Genomic DNA, 15205 nt, shown 5'->3' on the forward strand with positions numbered 1-15205 from the left:
TGCCGCGCCTCCTCCGCGCCCGTTCCCCGCGCCCGGATTCCCGCGCTCACACGCGAACACCGTCCCACTCGCCCGCGCCATGCGCGCTGTTCCGCGTGCCCGCGTGCGGCCCTCACGACTTTCACCGACGACGATCGGATTCCGCGTGCTCACAGACATCCCCACGCCCGCGCCGCCCCGGCCTCGCTCCCCCTGGCTCGCCGCGCTCGCGGACCACCGCCTCTTCGCCGTGGTCGTCGCGCTCGCCGCCGGGCTGCGCGTGGTCACGATGCTGGGGTTCCGGCCGGCCAGGACCTACTGGTACGACTCGTTCACCTACCTTGACACGGCCGTCCACCTCGCGCCGAACGGCGCCTTCCACCCGGTCGGCTACTCGCTGCTGCTACGCGTGCTGTGGCCGTTCCACGACGTGAACGTGATCGCGGCGGTCCAGCACGGCCTCGGCCTGGCCATGGGCGTGATGATCTACGCGGTGCTGCGCCGCCGCGGGCTGCCGGCCTGGGGAGCGGCGGCGGCCACCGTGCCCGTCCTGTTCGACGCCTCCTTCCTGCAGTTGGAGCAGGCGATCCTGTCCGACACGCTGTTCATGTTCCTGATCGTCGCCGGGCTGACCACGCTGCTGTGGTCGCCCCGCCTGTCGGCACGGGCCGCCGCGGGGGCGGGCCTGCTGTTCGCGGCGGCGGCGGTCACCCGGACGATCGCCGTGCCGCTGATCGTGCTGGTCCTGGTGGTGCTGGCGCTGCGCAGGGTGGGCGCGCGGCGCCTGCTCGCGGTGGCCGTGGCGGGATTGCTGCCCGTGGCCGCCTACGCCGGCTGGTACGCCGCGCACCACGGCAGGTTCGCGCTGAACGAGGCGGACGGGGTGGCGCTGTGGGCGCGCACGATGACCTTCGCCGACTGCTCGGTCATCAAGCCCCCGCCTCGTGAGGCCGTCCTGTGCCCGAACGGCACCGTCGTGGACGCGGCCTCCGAGTACGTCTGGGCGGCCGGCGCGTCGCTCAACCGGCTGCCCGGCGGCCGGTTCGCCCACAACGACCTCGCCCGGTCCTTCGCGGTCAAGGCGATCCTGGCGCAGCCGTTCGACTACCTGCGCGACGTCGCCCGGGACACCGCGATCGCCTTCTCATGGACACCGATCGCCCACCCGAAGCGGACGACCCCCGCCTTCGGCTGGGCCAACGGGGTGGGGGGACTGCCCGCGCAGCCGCTGATCGACAAGGTCAGGCGCGAGTACGACCCCGGTATCCGCGGCGTGTCCTCCGTCAGCCCGTACTCGGACTTCCTGATCGCCTACCAGTACCCCGCCTACCTGCGGGGACCGATGCTGGCCGCGATCCTGCTCGCCGGGGCGGCGGGGGTGCTCCGGCGGCGTCGTGCGGCGCTGCTGCCCTGGTCGGTCGCGGTGGCCCTGCTGGTCGGGCCGGTGGCCGTCCTGGATTTCGACCACCGCTATGTCATGCCCGTCGTCCCGGTCGCCTGCCTGGCCGCCGCACTGGCGCTGCGCCCGCGGAGCGATTGACATCGTTAGCCGACTAGGGAACTCTGTTAGTCGGCTAACGAAAGGTGAGATCATGGATCTGGGCTTGTCGGGAAAGACGGTGCTGGTCACCGGGGCGTCGCGCAACATCGGGCGGGCGATCGCGGCGCACTTCGGCGCGGAGGGGGCGACGGTGGCCGTCGGCTACCACGCCGACGAGGCGGGGGCCGCGCGTACCGCCGAGATGGTGGAGAAGCGCGGCGGGCGGGCGAGCACCGTGCGGATCGACCTCGGGGACCAGGCGTCCGTCGAGGCCGCGGCGGCCGAGGTCATCGGCACCTACGGCGGGGTGGACGTGCTGGTCAACAACGCGGTGGCCTGGCCCGGGTTCCCCGCGCCCGGCGAGGTGTTCGAGACCGCGCCGATCGAGATGATGCGGGCTTCGCTGGAGGCCAACCTCCTCGGCCACTACGTGCTGTCCCGGGCCGTCGTCGGGCCGATGCGCCGTACCGGCTGGGGCAGGATCGTCCACATCTCCACCGGCCTGGTGGAGGACGGCCGGCCGGGCAGCTCGTCCTACGTCACGCCGAAGTCCGGCCTGCACGGGCTGGCGCGGACGATGTCACGTGAGCTGGCCGGAGCCGGAATCCTCACGAACGTGGTCATGTCCGGGTTCGTCGTCGACGAGCATGACATGCCCGAGGAGGTCATCGCCAAGGCCGCGGCCGCCGCCGCGACGAGGAAGACGACCACGGCCGCGGAGGTCGCCGCCGTGGTCGTCTTCCTCTGCTCGGCGGCCAACGGCGCGGTGACCGGCGAGCTCGTGCGGGTCGACGGCCACCTGCTCGCGCCGCTCTGACCGCAGGCCGTCGCCCGGCGGTCAGAGCGGCCCAAGCGTCAGGCGGCCAGCTTGACCGGTTCCGCGCGGCGCTCCGGGATCGGTGCGATCTCGGCCGCGGCGGGGCCGCGGGGCAGGAACCTGGCCGCCACCGCGATGAGCGCGCCGAGCACGACCACCACGCCGAGCGCGGTCCGCAGCGTCGCGGCGTGGCTCAGGAAGCCGATCGCCACGGGGCCGAGGAGCAGGCCGGCGTACCCCATGGCGCTGGTCTGCGCGATCGCCGGGCCCGGCGTGGCGGTGGCCGAGCCCGCCAGCGAGATCGCCATCGGCGAGACGGTGGCGACGGTGAGGCCGATGAGCAGCATGCCCGGCACGGCGACCAGCGCGGACGACGTGGCGATGACCAGCGCGAACGCCGCGGCCGTGCCGAGCCCGGAGACGATGATCAGACGGCGGGTGCCAAGGCGGGTGCGCAGCCCGTCGCCCGCGAGGCGGGCGGCCAGCATGCCGGCCTCGAAGATCGGGTACCCCAGCGCGGCCACCGCCTCGGGCGCGCCCACGGTGTCCCGCAGGAACAGCCCGTTCCAGTCGGCGATGGCCCCCTCGACCATGAACGCGCAGAACGCGATGACGCCGAGCAGGTACACCACCGGAGGCATCCGGCGCCGCGCGCGGTCGGCGGCCGGGGCGGGGGCGACGGGGTCGGGCAGGTAGCCCCGGCTGAGCAGGAACGCCATCGGGGCGGACACCACGGCGACGGCCACGAGGTTGGCGGAGAAGGACACGCCCGTCGCGATCGCGGCCGTGCCGAGCGCGCCCGCCGCCATGGCCCCCACGCACCACCCGGCGTGCATGCCGTTCATCAGCGGACGCCCGAACGCGCGCTCCACCGTCGAGCCCTGCGCGTTCATGGCGATGTCCACCGCGCCGAACGCCATGCCGAACACCGCCGCCGCGGCGATCACCCACGGCACCGAGGGGGCGAAGGCGACGCCCGCCAGGGACACCGCGGTCAGCGGCGCCCCGACGCGCAGGACCGCACGGCTGCCGGCCCGTGCCATCACGCCGCGCATCGCCTGCATCGTCACGAGCGCCCCGACCCCCCACGCGAGGAGCACGACGCCCACCGACGCCTCGGACATGCCGAGTTTGTCGGTCAGCGCCGGGATGCGGACGGTGAACGTCCCGCACATCAGGCCGGCCAGGACGAAGGTGAGGAGCGCCCGGTTCCGGGCGACCCTCAGGTCGCGCGTCATCACGAATTCCTTTCAACAGTGGTTCGGTCGGCTGCCGAGCCGTCCGAAGCGGGGGCGGGGGGCGTACGGGCATGGGGGAGCGGCGGGACCGAGGGAACCGGGCACGCCGATGCCGGGCCGCTGGACGGCTCGGGAGTGGAGGGGAAGTGGGGAAATAGGGGGAAGGTGACGTGGACGCCTAGGGGGAGGGGCGGCGTGCCGGGGAGGCGGCGCGCGGCGGCGGACCGGCGGGAGGGGGCTCCGGCCGGGTCACGGCGTCCGGGACGTCGGAAAGGTCAGGAGCCGGGGAGGATCGCCAGGAGCCTGCGGTGCAGCTCCTCGTACTGCTCGTCGGCGTAGAAGGCGGGATCGTGGGTCACGACGTCCCACAACCCCTCGCAGGCGAGGCGGACGATGCCGGCGGCGACGGGGTCAGGCTCGGACTCCATGCCCTCGCGATGCCATCGGGCCATCGCCTCGCGCATCGGGGCCAATAACTGGGGGTCCCCCGCCGCGCCCGTGACGACGGCCCACCGCCGGAGCCGCCCGCTGCGGACCGCCGTGAGCGTCGCCGCGAGGTAGGCACGGGTGTAGGAGCTCTCGTCCTGGGCGGCGACCAGCTCGTCGAAGTCGGCGACCAGCCGCTCGATCATGCCCTTGATCAGGGCTTCCTTCGTGCTGAAGTGGTAGAGGAGACCGCCTTTGCTGACGCCGGCGCGTTCGGCCACGGCCGACAGCGTGAGGCACGTGGCCCCCTGCTCGGCCAGCAGCTCCTCCGCCGCGTTCAAAAGCTCGTCTCTCCGCACATCCGTGACTATACCGTCCGGACGGTATAGTCGGCAAACGTGGGTACCCTGAAGGGGCCATGGCATACCTAGACCACGCGGCGACCACGCCGATGCTCCCCGAAGCGATCGAGGCGATGACCGCTCAGCTCGCGCGGGTCGGAAACGCCTCCTCCCTCCACGCCGCCGGCCGCCGCGCGCGCAGGGTCGTCGAAGAGTCGCGCGAGACCGTCGCCGACGCCCTCGGCGCGCGGCCCAGCGAGGTCGTCTTCACCTCCGGTGGCACCGAGGCCGACAACCTCGCCATCAAGGGCCTCTACTGGGCCCGCCACGACGCCCGCGGCGCCCGTCGCGTCCTGATCAGCGCCGTCGAGCACCACGCCGCCCTCGACCCCGCGCACTGGCTCGGCGAACGGCAGGACGCCGTGGTGGAGTCGCTGGAGGTGGACGAGCACGGCCGCGTCCATCCGGACACGCTGCGCGCGGCCGTCGAACGCGACCCCGAGGGCGTGGCGCTGGTCAGCGTGATGTGGGCCAACAACGAGGTCGGCACCGTCCAGCCCGTCGCCGAGCTGGCCGTCGTCGCCGCCGGGCACGGCATCCCCTTCCACACCGACGCCGTGCAGGCCGTGGGGCAGCTCCCGGTGTCCTTCGCCGCCTCGGGCGTCCAGGCGCTGGCCCTGTCCGGGCACAAGGTCGGCGGCCCCATGGGCGTGGGCGCGCTGCTGCTGGCCAGGGGGGCCGACCCCGTCCCCGTGCTGCACGGCGGCGGCCAGGAGCGCGACGTGCGCTCCGGCACGCTCGACGCCCCCGCCATCGCCGGGTTCGCCGCCGCCGTGCGCGCGGCCGTGGACCACCGCGAGGAGCACGCCGCGCGGCTGACCGCCCTGCGCGACGAGCTGATCGCCCGGGTCAGGGCGGCCGTCCCCGACGTGATACTCAACGGCCACCCCGAGAACCGCCTGCCCGGCAACGCGCACTTCTCCTTCCCCGGCTGCGAGGGCGACGCGCTGCTGATGCTGCTCGACGCCAAGGGAGTGGAGTGCTCGACCGGCTCGGCCTGCTCCGCCGGCGTCGCCCAGCCCTCCCACGTCCTCCTCGCCATGGGCTCCGACGCCACCCGCGCCCGCGGCTCCCTCCGCTTCTCCCTGGGCCACACCTCGACCCGCGACGACGTCGACGCTCTGCTCGCCGCCCTCCCCGCCGCCGTCGAACGCGCCCGGCGGGCCGGGCTGTCCTAGCGGCCCGGGCCCGTCAGAGGGTAGGGACGGTCACGCCGAGGGCCTTGGCGATCCAGTGGTGGACGGTGGTCTCGGGTGGCGGCCAAGGGGTGCCGTTGACGATGGCGACCAGGTGCCAGTGGCGTTCGGCGCGGGGGTCGTGTTCCTCGTAGCCGCGGGTCAGCGTGGCGCGGAGGGCGGGGCCGTCCTCGGCTCCGTGCATCCCTGCGAGCAGGGCCACCACCCGGTCGAGGACGGGGGCCGCCTCGGGCGTGCCGGGGGCGACGCCCTCGGCGATGGCGTCCTGGACCACTTGGGTGACGGCGTCGTTGGTCTCGCGCCACGCCTCGGCGTCGAAGCCGCCCTCGCGCCGTTCCCAGAAGTCGTCGCTCTGCCGGCGCAGCGTGGCGCGGTAGTCGTCGTCGGAGAGCAGGTCGACCAGCTCCAGCCAGGCGTCGAGCTGCTCGATGGTCGGTTCGGCGGGCAGCTCGGGCACCATGGCGTCGCGCAGGCACGTCAGCCACTGCTCGCGGGCGCGGTTGCCGCCGCCGACCTCGGCCACGAACGCGTCCATCAGGGCGTCGCGTTCGGCGGCGCCGATGCGGCCCAGGGTGTTGAGCCTGCGCAGGTCCTCCTCGGCGGGGTCGCCGCGCTCCAGTGTCGCGCGCAGGACGGCGCGGGTGCGCTGGAGGCTCTTGAGCTGCGCCTCCACGGTGCGCAGGTGCAGGTCGAGCACCTGACGGAGATCGCGCTCGCCCAGGGAGCGGATCGTGGCGAGGCCGACGCCGATCTCGCGCAGCGTGCGGACGAGTTCGAGGCGGGCGACGTCGGCCTCGCCGTACAGGCGGTAGCCGGCGGGGGTGCGGTCGCGTTCCGGTAGGACGCCGGCGTCGGAGTAGAAGCGGATGGTCTTGACGGGCAGGCCGGACAGCCGTGAGAGCTGACCGATCGTGTACGTGTCAGGCGGCCTGGTCATACGCCCGATTATTCCAGTTGAGCCTCCAGTAACTGGACACTTTACGGTTTCCGACATGGCGAAGAACAAGGTCACCAGAGTCGTGAAACTGCAGGTCAGGGCGGGTGAGGCCAGTCCCGCGACGGTCGGGAAGGACCTTGGGCCGCTCGGCATCAACCTGATGGACTTCTGCCGCAGGTACAACGCCGAGACCGAGGGCCGGCGGGGCTTCGTGGTCCCCGCCGAGATCACCGTGTACGAGGACCGCTCGTTCGACCTCGTCACCAAGATGCCCACCACGGCCTCGCTGCTGCGCCACGCCGCGGGACTCCAGGCGGGCAGCCCCCGCCCGGGGCATCAGGACGCCGGGGCGATCACCCGCGAGGCGCTCCGCGAGGTCGCCCGCACGAAGATGCCCGACCTGAACACCACCGACCTCGCCCAGGCCGAGAAGATCGTCGCAGGCACCGCCCGCTCCATGGGCCTCACGATCAAGGACTGACACCGCCGGTCAGACCAGGGTCGTGCGTGCCGATCGCGCGGATCGCGCCGCTCTGTGCGATCGGGCGGGACCCGTATGGAGCAGAGCGGGTCAGGGCCGACGGCTGTAGGCGAGATGGTTCCGCAGCATCAGAGGCGGGCGGGAGGCCAGGAGCACCAGACCGCCGATCAGCAGCGTTCCCCAGGCCCGGCCGCCCTCGTTCACCGCGACGGCGACGGTGAAGAGCACGCCGGCGGCCCAGAGGGCGAGTGCCGGGAGGACGAGGGCCGGGACCGGGCGGCGCGCCAGGCCCGTGCCCGCGGCCAGCGACAGCACCAGGCAACTCGCCGTCGCCGTCGCACAGGCCGCGACGAAGGGCTTCGCCGTGCCGGGGACGTCGGCGGCCGTGAAGAGGAAGGCCGTGGCGGCGATCGCGCCGAGCACCAGGAAGCGGATCAGGCAGAACCACAGGTACCGGCGGGCCGTCGCCATATCCGGCGGGTGCCACCGCAGGCGGACGGGGCGCGACGGGGTCACCAGGCGGCCACTCCGGACGGCGGCCACTTGCCGGCCGGCAGATGATCGTTGCCGTTGTTCTGCGTGCGGAAGGTGCTCGCCGCGTCGGACATCTCACTGATCGCGTACGCGGCGGCGGCGGCGACGCTGAGCAGGAACTGGCCGATGATCCCGACGGTGTAGAGGATGGCGGGGAGCGTTCCCGCGATGCTGACGAGCCCGGCGATCGCGGCGACCACCTCGCCGATGAGGATCGCCAGGGCGGTGCCGAACGCGATCCAGAATATGATCAGCGCCCAGCGGCAGCTGTTCAGCGCCTTGGAGACCTCCAGCACGGTGCTCGCGTACTGGCGGAGCGCCGAGCTCTGCGGGGCGTCCGGCTTCAGGACCTTCTTGTACGCCTCGGCGGCGTCGCCCTTCCACTTGTCGTCCACGTGCATGTAGGTCTCGGTGAACTTGCCGGCCTGAGCGCTGACGCCGGCCTGGACCTTGTCGCTCAGCGTCTTCGCGGCGTCGTGCAGCCGCCCGGGATCGCCGCGGTCGCTGAAGAAGTCCGAGACCTCCTTCCACAGCTTTTTGCACTGCTCGCAGAACTTGTCCCAGGCGCGCTTGATCGGTTCGATCACCGGCGCCAGCACGCGGGGAACCTCGCGGAGGAAATGCTCGACCTTGCGGCGCAGTTCGTCGAACGTCGACTCGAGTTGGATCATCTGACGGTTGATGTTGCCCATCAGCAGGCTGAACTCGGTCATCTCAGAAGTTCCAGCCTTTCTTGACGCGGGAGACCAGTTCCTTGTTGCGTTCCTCGGTGCCCTCGTACACCCGGATCACCGTGTTCAGCTTGCCCTCCACGTCCTTGAAGGTCGCGTCGGCCTGCTGTGCGAGGCTCCGCAGGGTGTCGTTGAGCGTCGCGTAGGTGGTGTCCGCCTCGCCCCGCTTACCGAGGTAGCCGAACGCGGTCTGCACGCTCTTGAGCTCGCCCACGATCTGCGCCACCTTGTTCATCTCCGCGGCGGCCTGCCGCCACGCTTCGACGTCCTCGCGCATCTCTTTGAGGCGCGCTTCCAGTTCGCTCATGTCGTCCTTGTCAGGAGAGGAGGCCGAGGCTGCGGGTCAGCGCCTGGAGTTCGCGCGTCGCCTTGGTCAGTTCCCGAAGGCCGGGGACGGTTTCCGTCGCGGGCCGTGCGGAGCGGTCGCCGATGACCTGGTTGACCGCCTTGAAGGCGGTGTCGAACTCCTCGGTGACGCGGGTCTCGTCGGCGGTGCGCAGCCAGGAGGGGTGGGTGGCCACCCTGGTGACGAGGTCGCCGGTCAGGGTCAACGTGACCCTGCCGGTATCGCTCTTGATCTCGACGCCGGTCGGCACGGCCCGGGTGGCCTCCTGCCGGGCGGTGGTCAGCGCGGTCGAGAACTCGGCGAACAGCAGGTTGGCCTGACGCAGCACGGCCTCCGCGTCGAGGTCGGGCGGGGCGGGAGCGCGGAGCGGCGGAACCGGCGGAGGTTCGGTGGTGGGACGGATCATGTCGTCCGCGGGGAGCATGGTGGTGAACCGCGCCAGCACCGCGTTGGAGATCGCCTCCAGCACCGCCGGGTCGAACGCCTCGAACGGAAGTACCTTGCGCCACGGCCGCCGGAAGGAGAGGCGGTCGAACGTCCCGTCCGGGGCCAGCGTGACCGCGATCGTGCCGGAGTGGTCCTCACCGGTGGACGGCTCGGCGTGCTGCCGGGCCGTCCTCAGGGCGTGGGTCAGGCCGCCGATCTCGGCGAGGATCTCCCGCGCGCCGCCGAACAGGTCGAGCGCATCGAAGGGCGGGGGAGGAGGTGGGGGCGGTGTGGCCGAACCGCCGGACGGCGGACGCCGCCTGGGCTCCGCCTCCGCGACAGGAGCCGGCTCCGGCTCCGAGGCGGCCGTCTCCACCGCTTCGGCCGGCGCGGAGACCTCCTCCGCCCGCGACTCGTTCACGGTCAGTCGTTCGCGGACCTCCTCCGCGGTGTCCGGGGCGAAAGGGGTGCTCGTATTGAGCAGGCCGTCGAACCTTTTAGCTAAACCATTTTCAGACTCCATGTGGACCCTTCAGCGGTAAATCAGCACAGACCCACAAATTACCGGGAGTTCCATCGGGTGCGCCGGTCTATTGACATTTTCTTGGCGCCGTTCACCGGATCTGTTCGACGTTCAGACGTGGAAGAGCGCGAGGCCGCACACGTGGTGGCCCACGGCTGCGGCCGAGGGTGGGGGTGCCGATCCACGGCGAACGAGGGCCGTGAAGTGCCCAGTGACCGGGGGCCCAAAGGGATAGCCGAGCCATGCCACGGTACTGCGAAACCTATAGGGTCGGGAAAATATCCCGGCTGTCCGGAATTCCCGTGAGGGCCATCCGATTCTCCGTCGACGCCGGCGTCCCGCCCTGGCGCGAAAACGCACCGCGTCCGGCTACCGGTTGGACGGAGACGCGGACGTGGCGCGGCCCGAATGCGCACGCCGGCCCAAGGCCACCAGGAGCTTGACCCGTGCGCCGAGCGTCACCGGCGGTCGGTGGCTCAGGTCAAGAAGGGGGAGACGACGAGCCAGCCGGGGTCGGGGGTGGATTCGACGGTCGGGGTGCCGTCGGTCCAGGTCTCGGCGACCTCCTCGGCGCGCTGGACGGCGTCGGTGGACGGGTCGCCGTAGACGTGCAGGACCCGGTTGCCTTCGCTGCTCATGTGGACGGCGAGCACGGCGGTGTCGCCGAGTCGCGCGGTCAGCCGCTCCTCGAAGGCGCGCAGCGCCTCGGCCGCGTCTCCCGCGGGCAGGCCGTCCGGGTCGCGCTCGGCGTACGGCAGGGTGATCGCGATGTGCCGGTCGAAGAGGGGGTGGTCGACGGGGCGCAGGGGGTAGCGCGTGGCGGCGACCAGGGGCGCCCCGCCGGCCGTCTGCCCGGTCAGCACGGCCCACTGTTCGCCCTGGTGCTCGGCGGCGAGGTCGGCGACCATGGCGGGCAGGTAGACGGCCGGCACCGCGTCGATGGGCGGGGCGGTGGCGGCGGTGAGGTCGCCGATCCAGCGGGCGACCTCGTCCTCGCCGATCAGCCGGTCGAGCGCGAGGAAGGCCGCCTCGGTACGGCTCTCGTCCCCCAGGTCCGGAAAAATCGGGTGATAGGCGGAGACGTCCATGCGGGGCGCGCCGGGCGGCACCCGCAGGCCCAGCACCAGCTTGCCGAGCGCGAACTCGCGCCCGTCCACCTCCAGCACGAGATCGGCCGGGTGTGAGGACGCCTGCCGCGACGGGTGGAACTCCCACAGCGCGTCCGGTGGCGGCGCCGCGAGCGCCCAGCGGTGCGCGAGCGGGCGCAGCTCCGGATCGCCGTCGCAGGACACCACCAGCGACCGCAGCGCCTCGCGGCCCGGCGTGATCTCGGCGACCAGCCCGGGGTGGACGGCCGCGATCGCCGGCGCGAGCAGCTCGTCCGCCGCCGCAACGCCCCCGGCCTCCAGCAGCGCGTCGACCTCCGGCCGCGTCGCCGCCCACCACGCCCAGAAACCGGCGATGGCGGCGTCCCCCGCCCGGCCCGCCCCGGCCTCGTCGCTCTCGTGCCCGAACAGTCGCATGAGCAAGCATCCTCCCAGCCCCCGGGCCCGAACGCCAACGCGGACCCGCCCCCACCGCCCGCCGAGCAGGGTACGGAGATACCCGTGGGGGGTCGGGGGGAGGGTAGTCTCGGAGTGTTATGAGTCTTCGTGTGCTTGCCGCCATGTCGGGCGGCGTCGACTCCGCGGTGGCCGCGGCGCGGATCGCCGAGGCCGGGTACGACGTCACCGGCGTTCACCTGGCGCTGTCGTCGAACCCCAAGTCGTACCGCACCGGCGCCCGTGGCTGCTGCACGCTGGAGGACTCCCGCGACGCCCGCCGCGCCGCCGACGTCATCGGCATCCCTTTCTATGTCTGGGACATGGCCGAGCGCTTCCACCGCGACGTCGTCGAGGACTTCGTCAGCGAGTACGCCGCGGGCCGCACCCCGAACCCCTGCCTGCGCTGCAACGAGAAGATCAAGTTCGAGGCCGTGCTCGACCGGGCGCTGGCCCTCGGCTTCGACGCGGTCGCCACCGGCCACCACGCCCGCCTGGAGGACGGGGTGCTGCGCAGGAGCGTCGACGCGGGCAAGGACCAGTCGTACGTCCTCGGCGTGCTGACGCGCGACCAGCTCTCCCACGCGATCTTCCCGCTGGGCGGTTCCACCAAGGCCCAGGTCCGCGAGGAGGCCGCCGCCCGCGGCCTGACCGTGGCCGACAAGCCCGACAGCCACGACATCTGCTTCATCGCCGACGGCGACACCCGCGGTTTCCTCGCCGAACGGCTCGGCGCCGAGCGCGGCCCGATCGTCGACGAGACCGGCGCGGTCCTCGGCACCCACGAGGGGGCGTACGGCTACACGGTCGGCCAGCGCAAGGGCCTGCGGCTCGACCGTCCGACCGCCGACGGCCGCCCGAGGTACGTGCTGTCCATCGAGCCGGTGTCCAACACGGTCACCGTGGGCCCGCGCGAGTCGCTGGCCGTGAGCACGATCGTCGCCGAGCGCCCGATCTTCAACGGGCCGGTGGCGGAGCCGCGCGAGCCGCTGGCCTGCCAGGTGCAGCTCCGCGCGCACGGCGAGGTGTACGGCTGCCGTGCCCAGCTCTCCGGCGGCGTGCTGCACATCGCGCTGGACTCCCCGGCGACCGGCGTGGCGGCGGGTCAGGCGGCCGTCCTCTACAGCGGGGACACCGTCCTCGGCTCCGCCACCATCACCTCGTCGTCCTGAGCCGTCGCGCGGCCCGGCGGCGGGTCAATCGCCGATGACGACGCTCTCGCCCGGCTTCAGGCGGCGGAAGTCGCCGCCCTGGGCCTGCGCGCTCCGGTCGAGCAGCCCGTCCACCAGCGACAACCCCACGTCGTTGTACAGGCCGTCGTGGATGGAGAACGCCCGCGTGGGGTTCACGGCCTTGAGGTAGTCGAGCATCTCGGCGGCCTTCATCCACGGCCCGCCGGTCGGGGTGAGCAGCGTGCCCACCGGGCTCCCCGGGACGGTGAAGGCGTCGCCGGGGTGGAAGACCTCGCCGTCGATGAGGAAGCCGATGTTCTGCACCGGGGGCATCTCGGGCCAGATCTTGGCGTGCTCCTGACCGGCCACGCCCACCTCGAACCCCGCCGCGGTGAACGCGTCGCCCTCGCCGACGACGTTGACCTTCGCGCTCAGCCCCTCCAGTTGCGCCGCGACCGCCGCGCACGTCCAGATCTGGACACCGGAGGCGAGCGCGGCGAGGCGCTTGACCTCCAGGTGATCGAAGTGCTCGTGAGTGATCAGCACGGCGTCGGCGCCCTCGACGGCCGACTCCTCGGTGAGACCGCCGGGGTCGATCACCAAGGTCGAGCCGTCCTTCCGCAGGCGCACGCACGCGTGTCCGTGCTTGGTGAGTGTGATGGGATTCATGTTCCCATCATGACCCCCGGCGCCGTCCGGCCGCCGACCAGCGTGGCGTACTCGCCGCCGAGGGCCAGCAACTCCGCGTGGCCGCCCTGCTCGACGATCCGCCCGTCGCGCAGGACGAGGATCAGGTCGGCGTCCCTGACGGTGCTCAGCCGGTGCGCGACCACGATCCTCGTCTGGCGAAGCCCGGACAGGCGCGCCTCGATGGCGGCCTCGGTGGCGGTGTCCAGGTGGCTCGTGGCCTCGTCCAGGACGAGCAGGCGCGGCTCCGACAGAAGGGCCCTGGCCAGCGCGATCCGCTGCCGCTGGCCGCCGGACAGGCCGTGCCCCTCCGGCAGCGGCGTGTCATAGCCGAGCGGCATGCGGGCGATCTCGTCGTGGACGCAGGCCAGCCGGGCGGCGGCGACCACCTGTTCCAGCGGCGCGTCCGGGTCGCCGAGGGCGATGTTGTCCCTGATCGTGCCGGAGAACAGCGCGGGCTCCTGGGTGACGACGCCGAACCGGCGGCGCAGCGCGGGCGTCCACGCGGCGGGCGGGGCCACGCCGTCGTAGCGCACCTCGCCCTCCTCGGGCGCGTACAGCCCGAGCATGATCCGCGCCAGCGTGCTCTTGCCGGAGCCCGAGCGTCCGACCAGCGCGATCTTCTGGCCGGGCCGGGCCAGCAGCGACACCTCGCGCACGGTCCACGCCCCGCGCGGGTCGTACCGGAAGCCGACCCCGCGCAGCTCGACGGCGCCCTGAAGCTCGGGCAGGCGCGGCTCGTCCGCGGCGCCCGGCTCGGGGCCGGTGTCCAGGATGTCGGCGAGCCTGCGAACCGCCGCGCCGGCGACCTGCATGCGCTGCACGGCGCTCATCAGGGAGTTCAGCGGCGTGATCGCGGCCAGGGCGACGGCGTTCAGGGCGAGCAGCGTGCCGAGCGTCATGTCGTGGCCGAGCACGCGCCAGGCGCCGGCCCACAGCAGGACCATGGGCGTCATCACGTGGAGCGAGGTCTGCGCGGCCACCACGCCGCCGACGGCCCGCGTGCCGCGCGCGGCGGCGTCGAGCTGGGCCTCGAACAGCGCCGCCCACCGGTCGATCACCCGGCGCTCGGCGCTCATCGCCTTCAGCGACTCCACGCCCCGGATGGACTCGATCAGCCGTCCCTGGGCCTCCGCCTGGGCGGCGAGCTGCCGCTGGGCCAGCGCGGCGGTGCGCCGCCGCGTGCCGAACAGCAGCAGGGCGTGCGCGGCGACGATGCCGAGCAGGCAGAGGCCGAGCACACGGTCCCCGGCCATGACGAGGGCGATGTAGACGACGGCGAGCGGGCCGTCCAGCATCGCGGGCAGCACCTGGCCGGTGGCCAGCTCCCTGATCGCGGTGACGCCCTCGGCCCTGGCGACCAGGTCGCCGGTGCCGCGCAGGGCGAAGAACCGGTACGGCAGCGCGAACAGGTGACGCACGGTCTCGGTGGTGAGGCGGCGGTCGACGCGCGTCTGGAGCGCCGCGAGCACGCGCACGCGCGCGAGGCCCAGCGCGAGCTGGGCGCCCGCGGCCACCGCCACGCCGGCGCCGATCAACGGCAGCGGGTCCGCCGAACCGGACGGCAGCACCCGGTCGACGATCAGGCCGGAGCCGAGCGGCAGCACCAGGCCGAGCGCCTGGAGCAGCACCGAGGCGAGCACGACCAGCGCGACCAGGCCGCGTGAGCGGCGCAGCGCGTCCAGGAGCATGCGCCGCCGCCAGGGCCGTACGGGAAGGTCGATCCGTCCCGGACGGAAGCCGGGGCCGGGCGTGGGGACGATGACGACGCCGGTGAAGCCCGCGGCGAACTCCTCGCGGGTGAGCCGCAGACGGCCCCGGGCCGGGTCGGCGACCTCCACGCCCCGGCGCCCGTGGCGCTCGACGACCACGAAGTGGCCGGACCTCCAGTGCGCGATGGCGGGCAGGGCCACCCGGCCGAGTCCGTCCGGCGCGATCCGCATGGCGACCGGCGCGAGGCCGTACTCGCGGGCGGCGGCCACCAGCGCGCGTGCGGTGGTCCCGTCGCGGGACGGGCCGATCCTGCCGCCGACCTCCCGGAGCGTCGTGCGCAGCCCGTGGTGGCGCAGGACCATCGTCAGGCAGGCGGCCCCGCAGTCCGTCATGGTGTTCTGCCGCACCACCGGGACGCGGCGGCGCCGGGCCCGTCCGGACACCCGTCTTCCTCTTCCTGGGTCTTGGCGATGGGCGGGCCCGGGGCGGGTACCCCCGTCCCGGGCCCGTTCGTGAA

General features: G+C 73.0%; 15 protein-coding genes. 5 read left to right on the forward strand and 10 right to left on the reverse strand.

Annotated elements, in window-relative coordinates:
• The first annotated feature begins 145 nt into the window (after positions 1–145).
• Both BJ982_RS13920 and BJ982_RS13925 read left to right on the forward strand, forming a co-directional pair.
• Positions 146–1519: a hypothetical protein gene (locus tag BJ982_RS13920; protein ID WP_239123354.1), complete on the forward strand. Its 1374-nt coding sequence runs from the start codon at positions 146–148 to the stop codon at positions 1517–1519.
• 52 nt (positions 1520–1571) lie between these two features.
• Complete coding sequence (locus BJ982_RS13925) at positions 1572–2336, forward strand: SDR family NAD(P)-dependent oxidoreductase (protein WP_184880213.1); 765 nt, start codon at positions 1572–1574, stop codon at positions 2334–2336.
• A 38-nt stretch (positions 2337–2374) separates the two neighbouring features.
• Here BJ982_RS13925 and BJ982_RS13930 read toward each other — a convergent pair whose 3' ends face one another.
• Positions 2375–3574 (reverse strand): MFS transporter, encoded by a 1200-nt coding sequence (locus BJ982_RS13930; RefSeq protein ID WP_184880215.1) that lies wholly within the window; start codon positions 3572–3574, stop codon positions 2375–2377.
• A 275-nt stretch (positions 3575–3849) separates the two neighbouring features.
• On the reverse strand, positions 3850–4359 hold the full coding sequence (locus BJ982_RS13935) for a TetR/AcrR family transcriptional regulator (RefSeq protein WP_184880217.1): 510 nt from the start codon (positions 4357–4359) through the stop codon (positions 3850–3852).
• Between the two features lie 59 nt (positions 4360–4418).
• On the opposite strand from BJ982_RS13935, the gene BJ982_RS13940 reads away from it, so the two are divergent.
• On the forward strand, positions 4419–5579 hold the full coding sequence (locus tag BJ982_RS13940; protein WP_184880219.1) for a cysteine desulfurase family protein: 1161 nt from the start codon (positions 4419–4421) through the stop codon (positions 5577–5579).
• A 13-nt stretch (positions 5580–5592) separates the two neighbouring features.
• Here BJ982_RS13940 and BJ982_RS13945 read toward each other — a convergent pair whose 3' ends face one another.
• Positions 5593–6534 carry a helix-turn-helix domain-containing protein gene (locus BJ982_RS13945; protein WP_184880221.1) on the reverse strand — a complete coding sequence of 314 codons (942 nt, stop codon included), beginning with the start codon at positions 6532–6534 and terminating at the stop codon, positions 5593–5595.
• Positions 6535–6589: 55 nt separating this feature from the next.
• Here BJ982_RS13945 and rplK point away from each other — a divergent pair, with 55 nt between their 5' ends.
• A complete protein-coding gene (gene rplK / locus BJ982_RS13950; RefSeq protein ID WP_184880223.1) occupies positions 6590–7015 on the forward strand; it encodes a 50S ribosomal protein L11 in 426 nt (141 codons plus the stop codon).
• A gap of 90 nt (positions 7016–7105) precedes the next feature.
• Here the strand turns inward: rplK and BJ982_RS13955 are convergent, their stop codons facing one another.
• The 5 genes from BJ982_RS13955 to BJ982_RS13980 all read right to left on the reverse strand — a co-directional run bounded on the left by BJ982_RS13955 (position 7106) and on the right by BJ982_RS13980 (position 11098).
• Positions 7106–7486, reverse strand: a complete 381-nt coding sequence (locus BJ982_RS13955; RefSeq protein ID WP_184880225.1) for a hypothetical protein — start codon at positions 7484–7486, stop codon at positions 7106–7108.
• A gap of 41 nt (positions 7487–7527) precedes the next feature.
• Positions 7528–8262: a hypothetical protein gene (locus BJ982_RS13960; protein ID WP_184880227.1), complete on the reverse strand. Its 735-nt coding sequence runs from the start codon at positions 8260–8262 to the stop codon at positions 7528–7530.
• Between the two features lies 1 nt (position 8263).
• Entirely contained in the window at positions 8264–8587 is a 324-nt protein-coding gene (locus BJ982_RS13965; RefSeq protein WP_184880229.1) for a hypothetical protein, read from the reverse strand.
• A 10-nt stretch (positions 8588–8597) separates the two neighbouring features.
• Positions 8598–9575 carry a hypothetical protein gene (locus tag BJ982_RS13970; RefSeq protein WP_184880231.1) on the reverse strand — a complete coding sequence of 326 codons (978 nt, stop codon included), beginning with the start codon at positions 9573–9575 and terminating at the stop codon, positions 8598–8600.
• A 476-nt stretch (positions 9576–10051) separates the two neighbouring features.
• Positions 10052–11098 (reverse strand): DUF695 domain-containing protein, encoded by a 1047-nt coding sequence (locus BJ982_RS13980; RefSeq protein WP_184880235.1) that lies wholly within the window; start codon positions 11096–11098, stop codon positions 10052–10054.
• A 119-nt stretch (positions 11099–11217) separates the two neighbouring features.
• Here BJ982_RS13980 and mnmA point away from each other — a divergent pair, with 119 nt between their 5' ends.
• Positions 11218–12288 (forward strand): tRNA 2-thiouridine(34) synthase MnmA, encoded by a 1071-nt coding sequence (mnmA, locus tag BJ982_RS13985; protein ID WP_184880237.1) that lies wholly within the window; start codon positions 11218–11220, stop codon positions 12286–12288.
• A 24-nt stretch (positions 12289–12312) separates the two neighbouring features.
• Here mnmA and BJ982_RS13990 read toward each other — a convergent pair whose 3' ends face one another.
• A complete protein-coding gene (locus tag BJ982_RS13990) occupies positions 12313–12957 on the reverse strand; it encodes an MBL fold metallo-hydrolase (RefSeq protein WP_221482314.1) in 645 nt (214 codons plus the stop codon).
• Positions 12954–15131 (reverse strand): peptidase domain-containing ABC transporter, encoded by a 2178-nt coding sequence (locus tag BJ982_RS13995; RefSeq protein WP_275411741.1) that lies wholly within the window; start codon positions 15129–15131, stop codon positions 12954–12956. The genes BJ982_RS13990 and BJ982_RS13995 overlap by 4 nt, the downstream gene beginning before the upstream one ends.
• Positions 15132–15205: the final 74 nt, after the last annotated feature.

Origin of the sequence: Sphaerisporangium siamense (genome assembly GCF_014205275.1) — a bacterium.
GTDB classification, from domain to species: Bacteria; Actinomycetota; Actinomycetes; order Streptosporangiales; family Streptosporangiaceae; genus Sphaerisporangium; species Sphaerisporangium siamense.

Excerpts from the sequence above, each read along its gene's own strand:
- BJ982_RS13945 (WP_184880221.1), bottom strand. The coding sequence starts at position 6,534 with ATGACCAGGCCGCCTGACACGTACACGATCGGTCAGCTCTCACGGCTG.
- BJ982_RS13960 (WP_184880227.1), bottom strand. The coding sequence starts at position 8,262 with ATGACCGAGTTCAGCCTGCTGATGGGCAACATCAACCGTCAGATGATC.
- BJ982_RS13965 (WP_184880229.1), bottom strand. The coding sequence starts at position 8,587 with ATGAGCGAACTGGAAGCGCGCCTCAAAGAGATGCGCGAGGACGTCGAA.
- BJ982_RS13955 (WP_184880225.1), bottom strand. The coding sequence starts at position 7,486 with ATGGCGACGGCCCGCCGGTACCTGTGGTTCTGCCTGATCCGCTTCCTG.
- BJ982_RS13970 (WP_184880231.1), bottom strand. The coding sequence starts at position 9,575 with ATGGAGTCTGAAAATGGTTTAGCTAAAAGGTTCGACGGCCTGCTCAAT.
- BJ982_RS13930 (WP_184880215.1), bottom strand. The coding sequence starts at position 3,574 with ATGACGCGCGACCTGAGGGTCGCCCGGAACCGGGCGCTCCTCACCTTC.
- BJ982_RS13925 (WP_184880213.1), top strand. The coding sequence starts at position 1,572 with ATGGATCTGGGCTTGTCGGGAAAGACGGTGCTGGTCACCGGGGCGTCG.
- BJ982_RS13980 (WP_184880235.1), bottom strand. The coding sequence starts at position 11,098 with ATGCGACTGTTCGGGCACGAGAGCGACGAGGCCGGGGCGGGCCGGGCG.
- mnmA (WP_184880237.1), top strand. The coding sequence starts at position 11,218 with ATGAGTCTTCGTGTGCTTGCCGCCATGTCGGGCGGCGTCGACTCCGCG.
- BJ982_RS13990 (WP_221482314.1), bottom strand. The coding sequence starts at position 12,957 with ATGAATCCCATCACACTCACCAAGCACGGACACGCGTGCGTGCGCCTG.
- rplK (WP_184880223.1), top strand. The coding sequence starts at position 6,590 with ATGGCGAAGAACAAGGTCACCAGAGTCGTGAAACTGCAGGTCAGGGCG.
- BJ982_RS13940 (WP_184880219.1), top strand. The coding sequence starts at position 4,419 with ATGGCATACCTAGACCACGCGGCGACCACGCCGATGCTCCCCGAAGCG.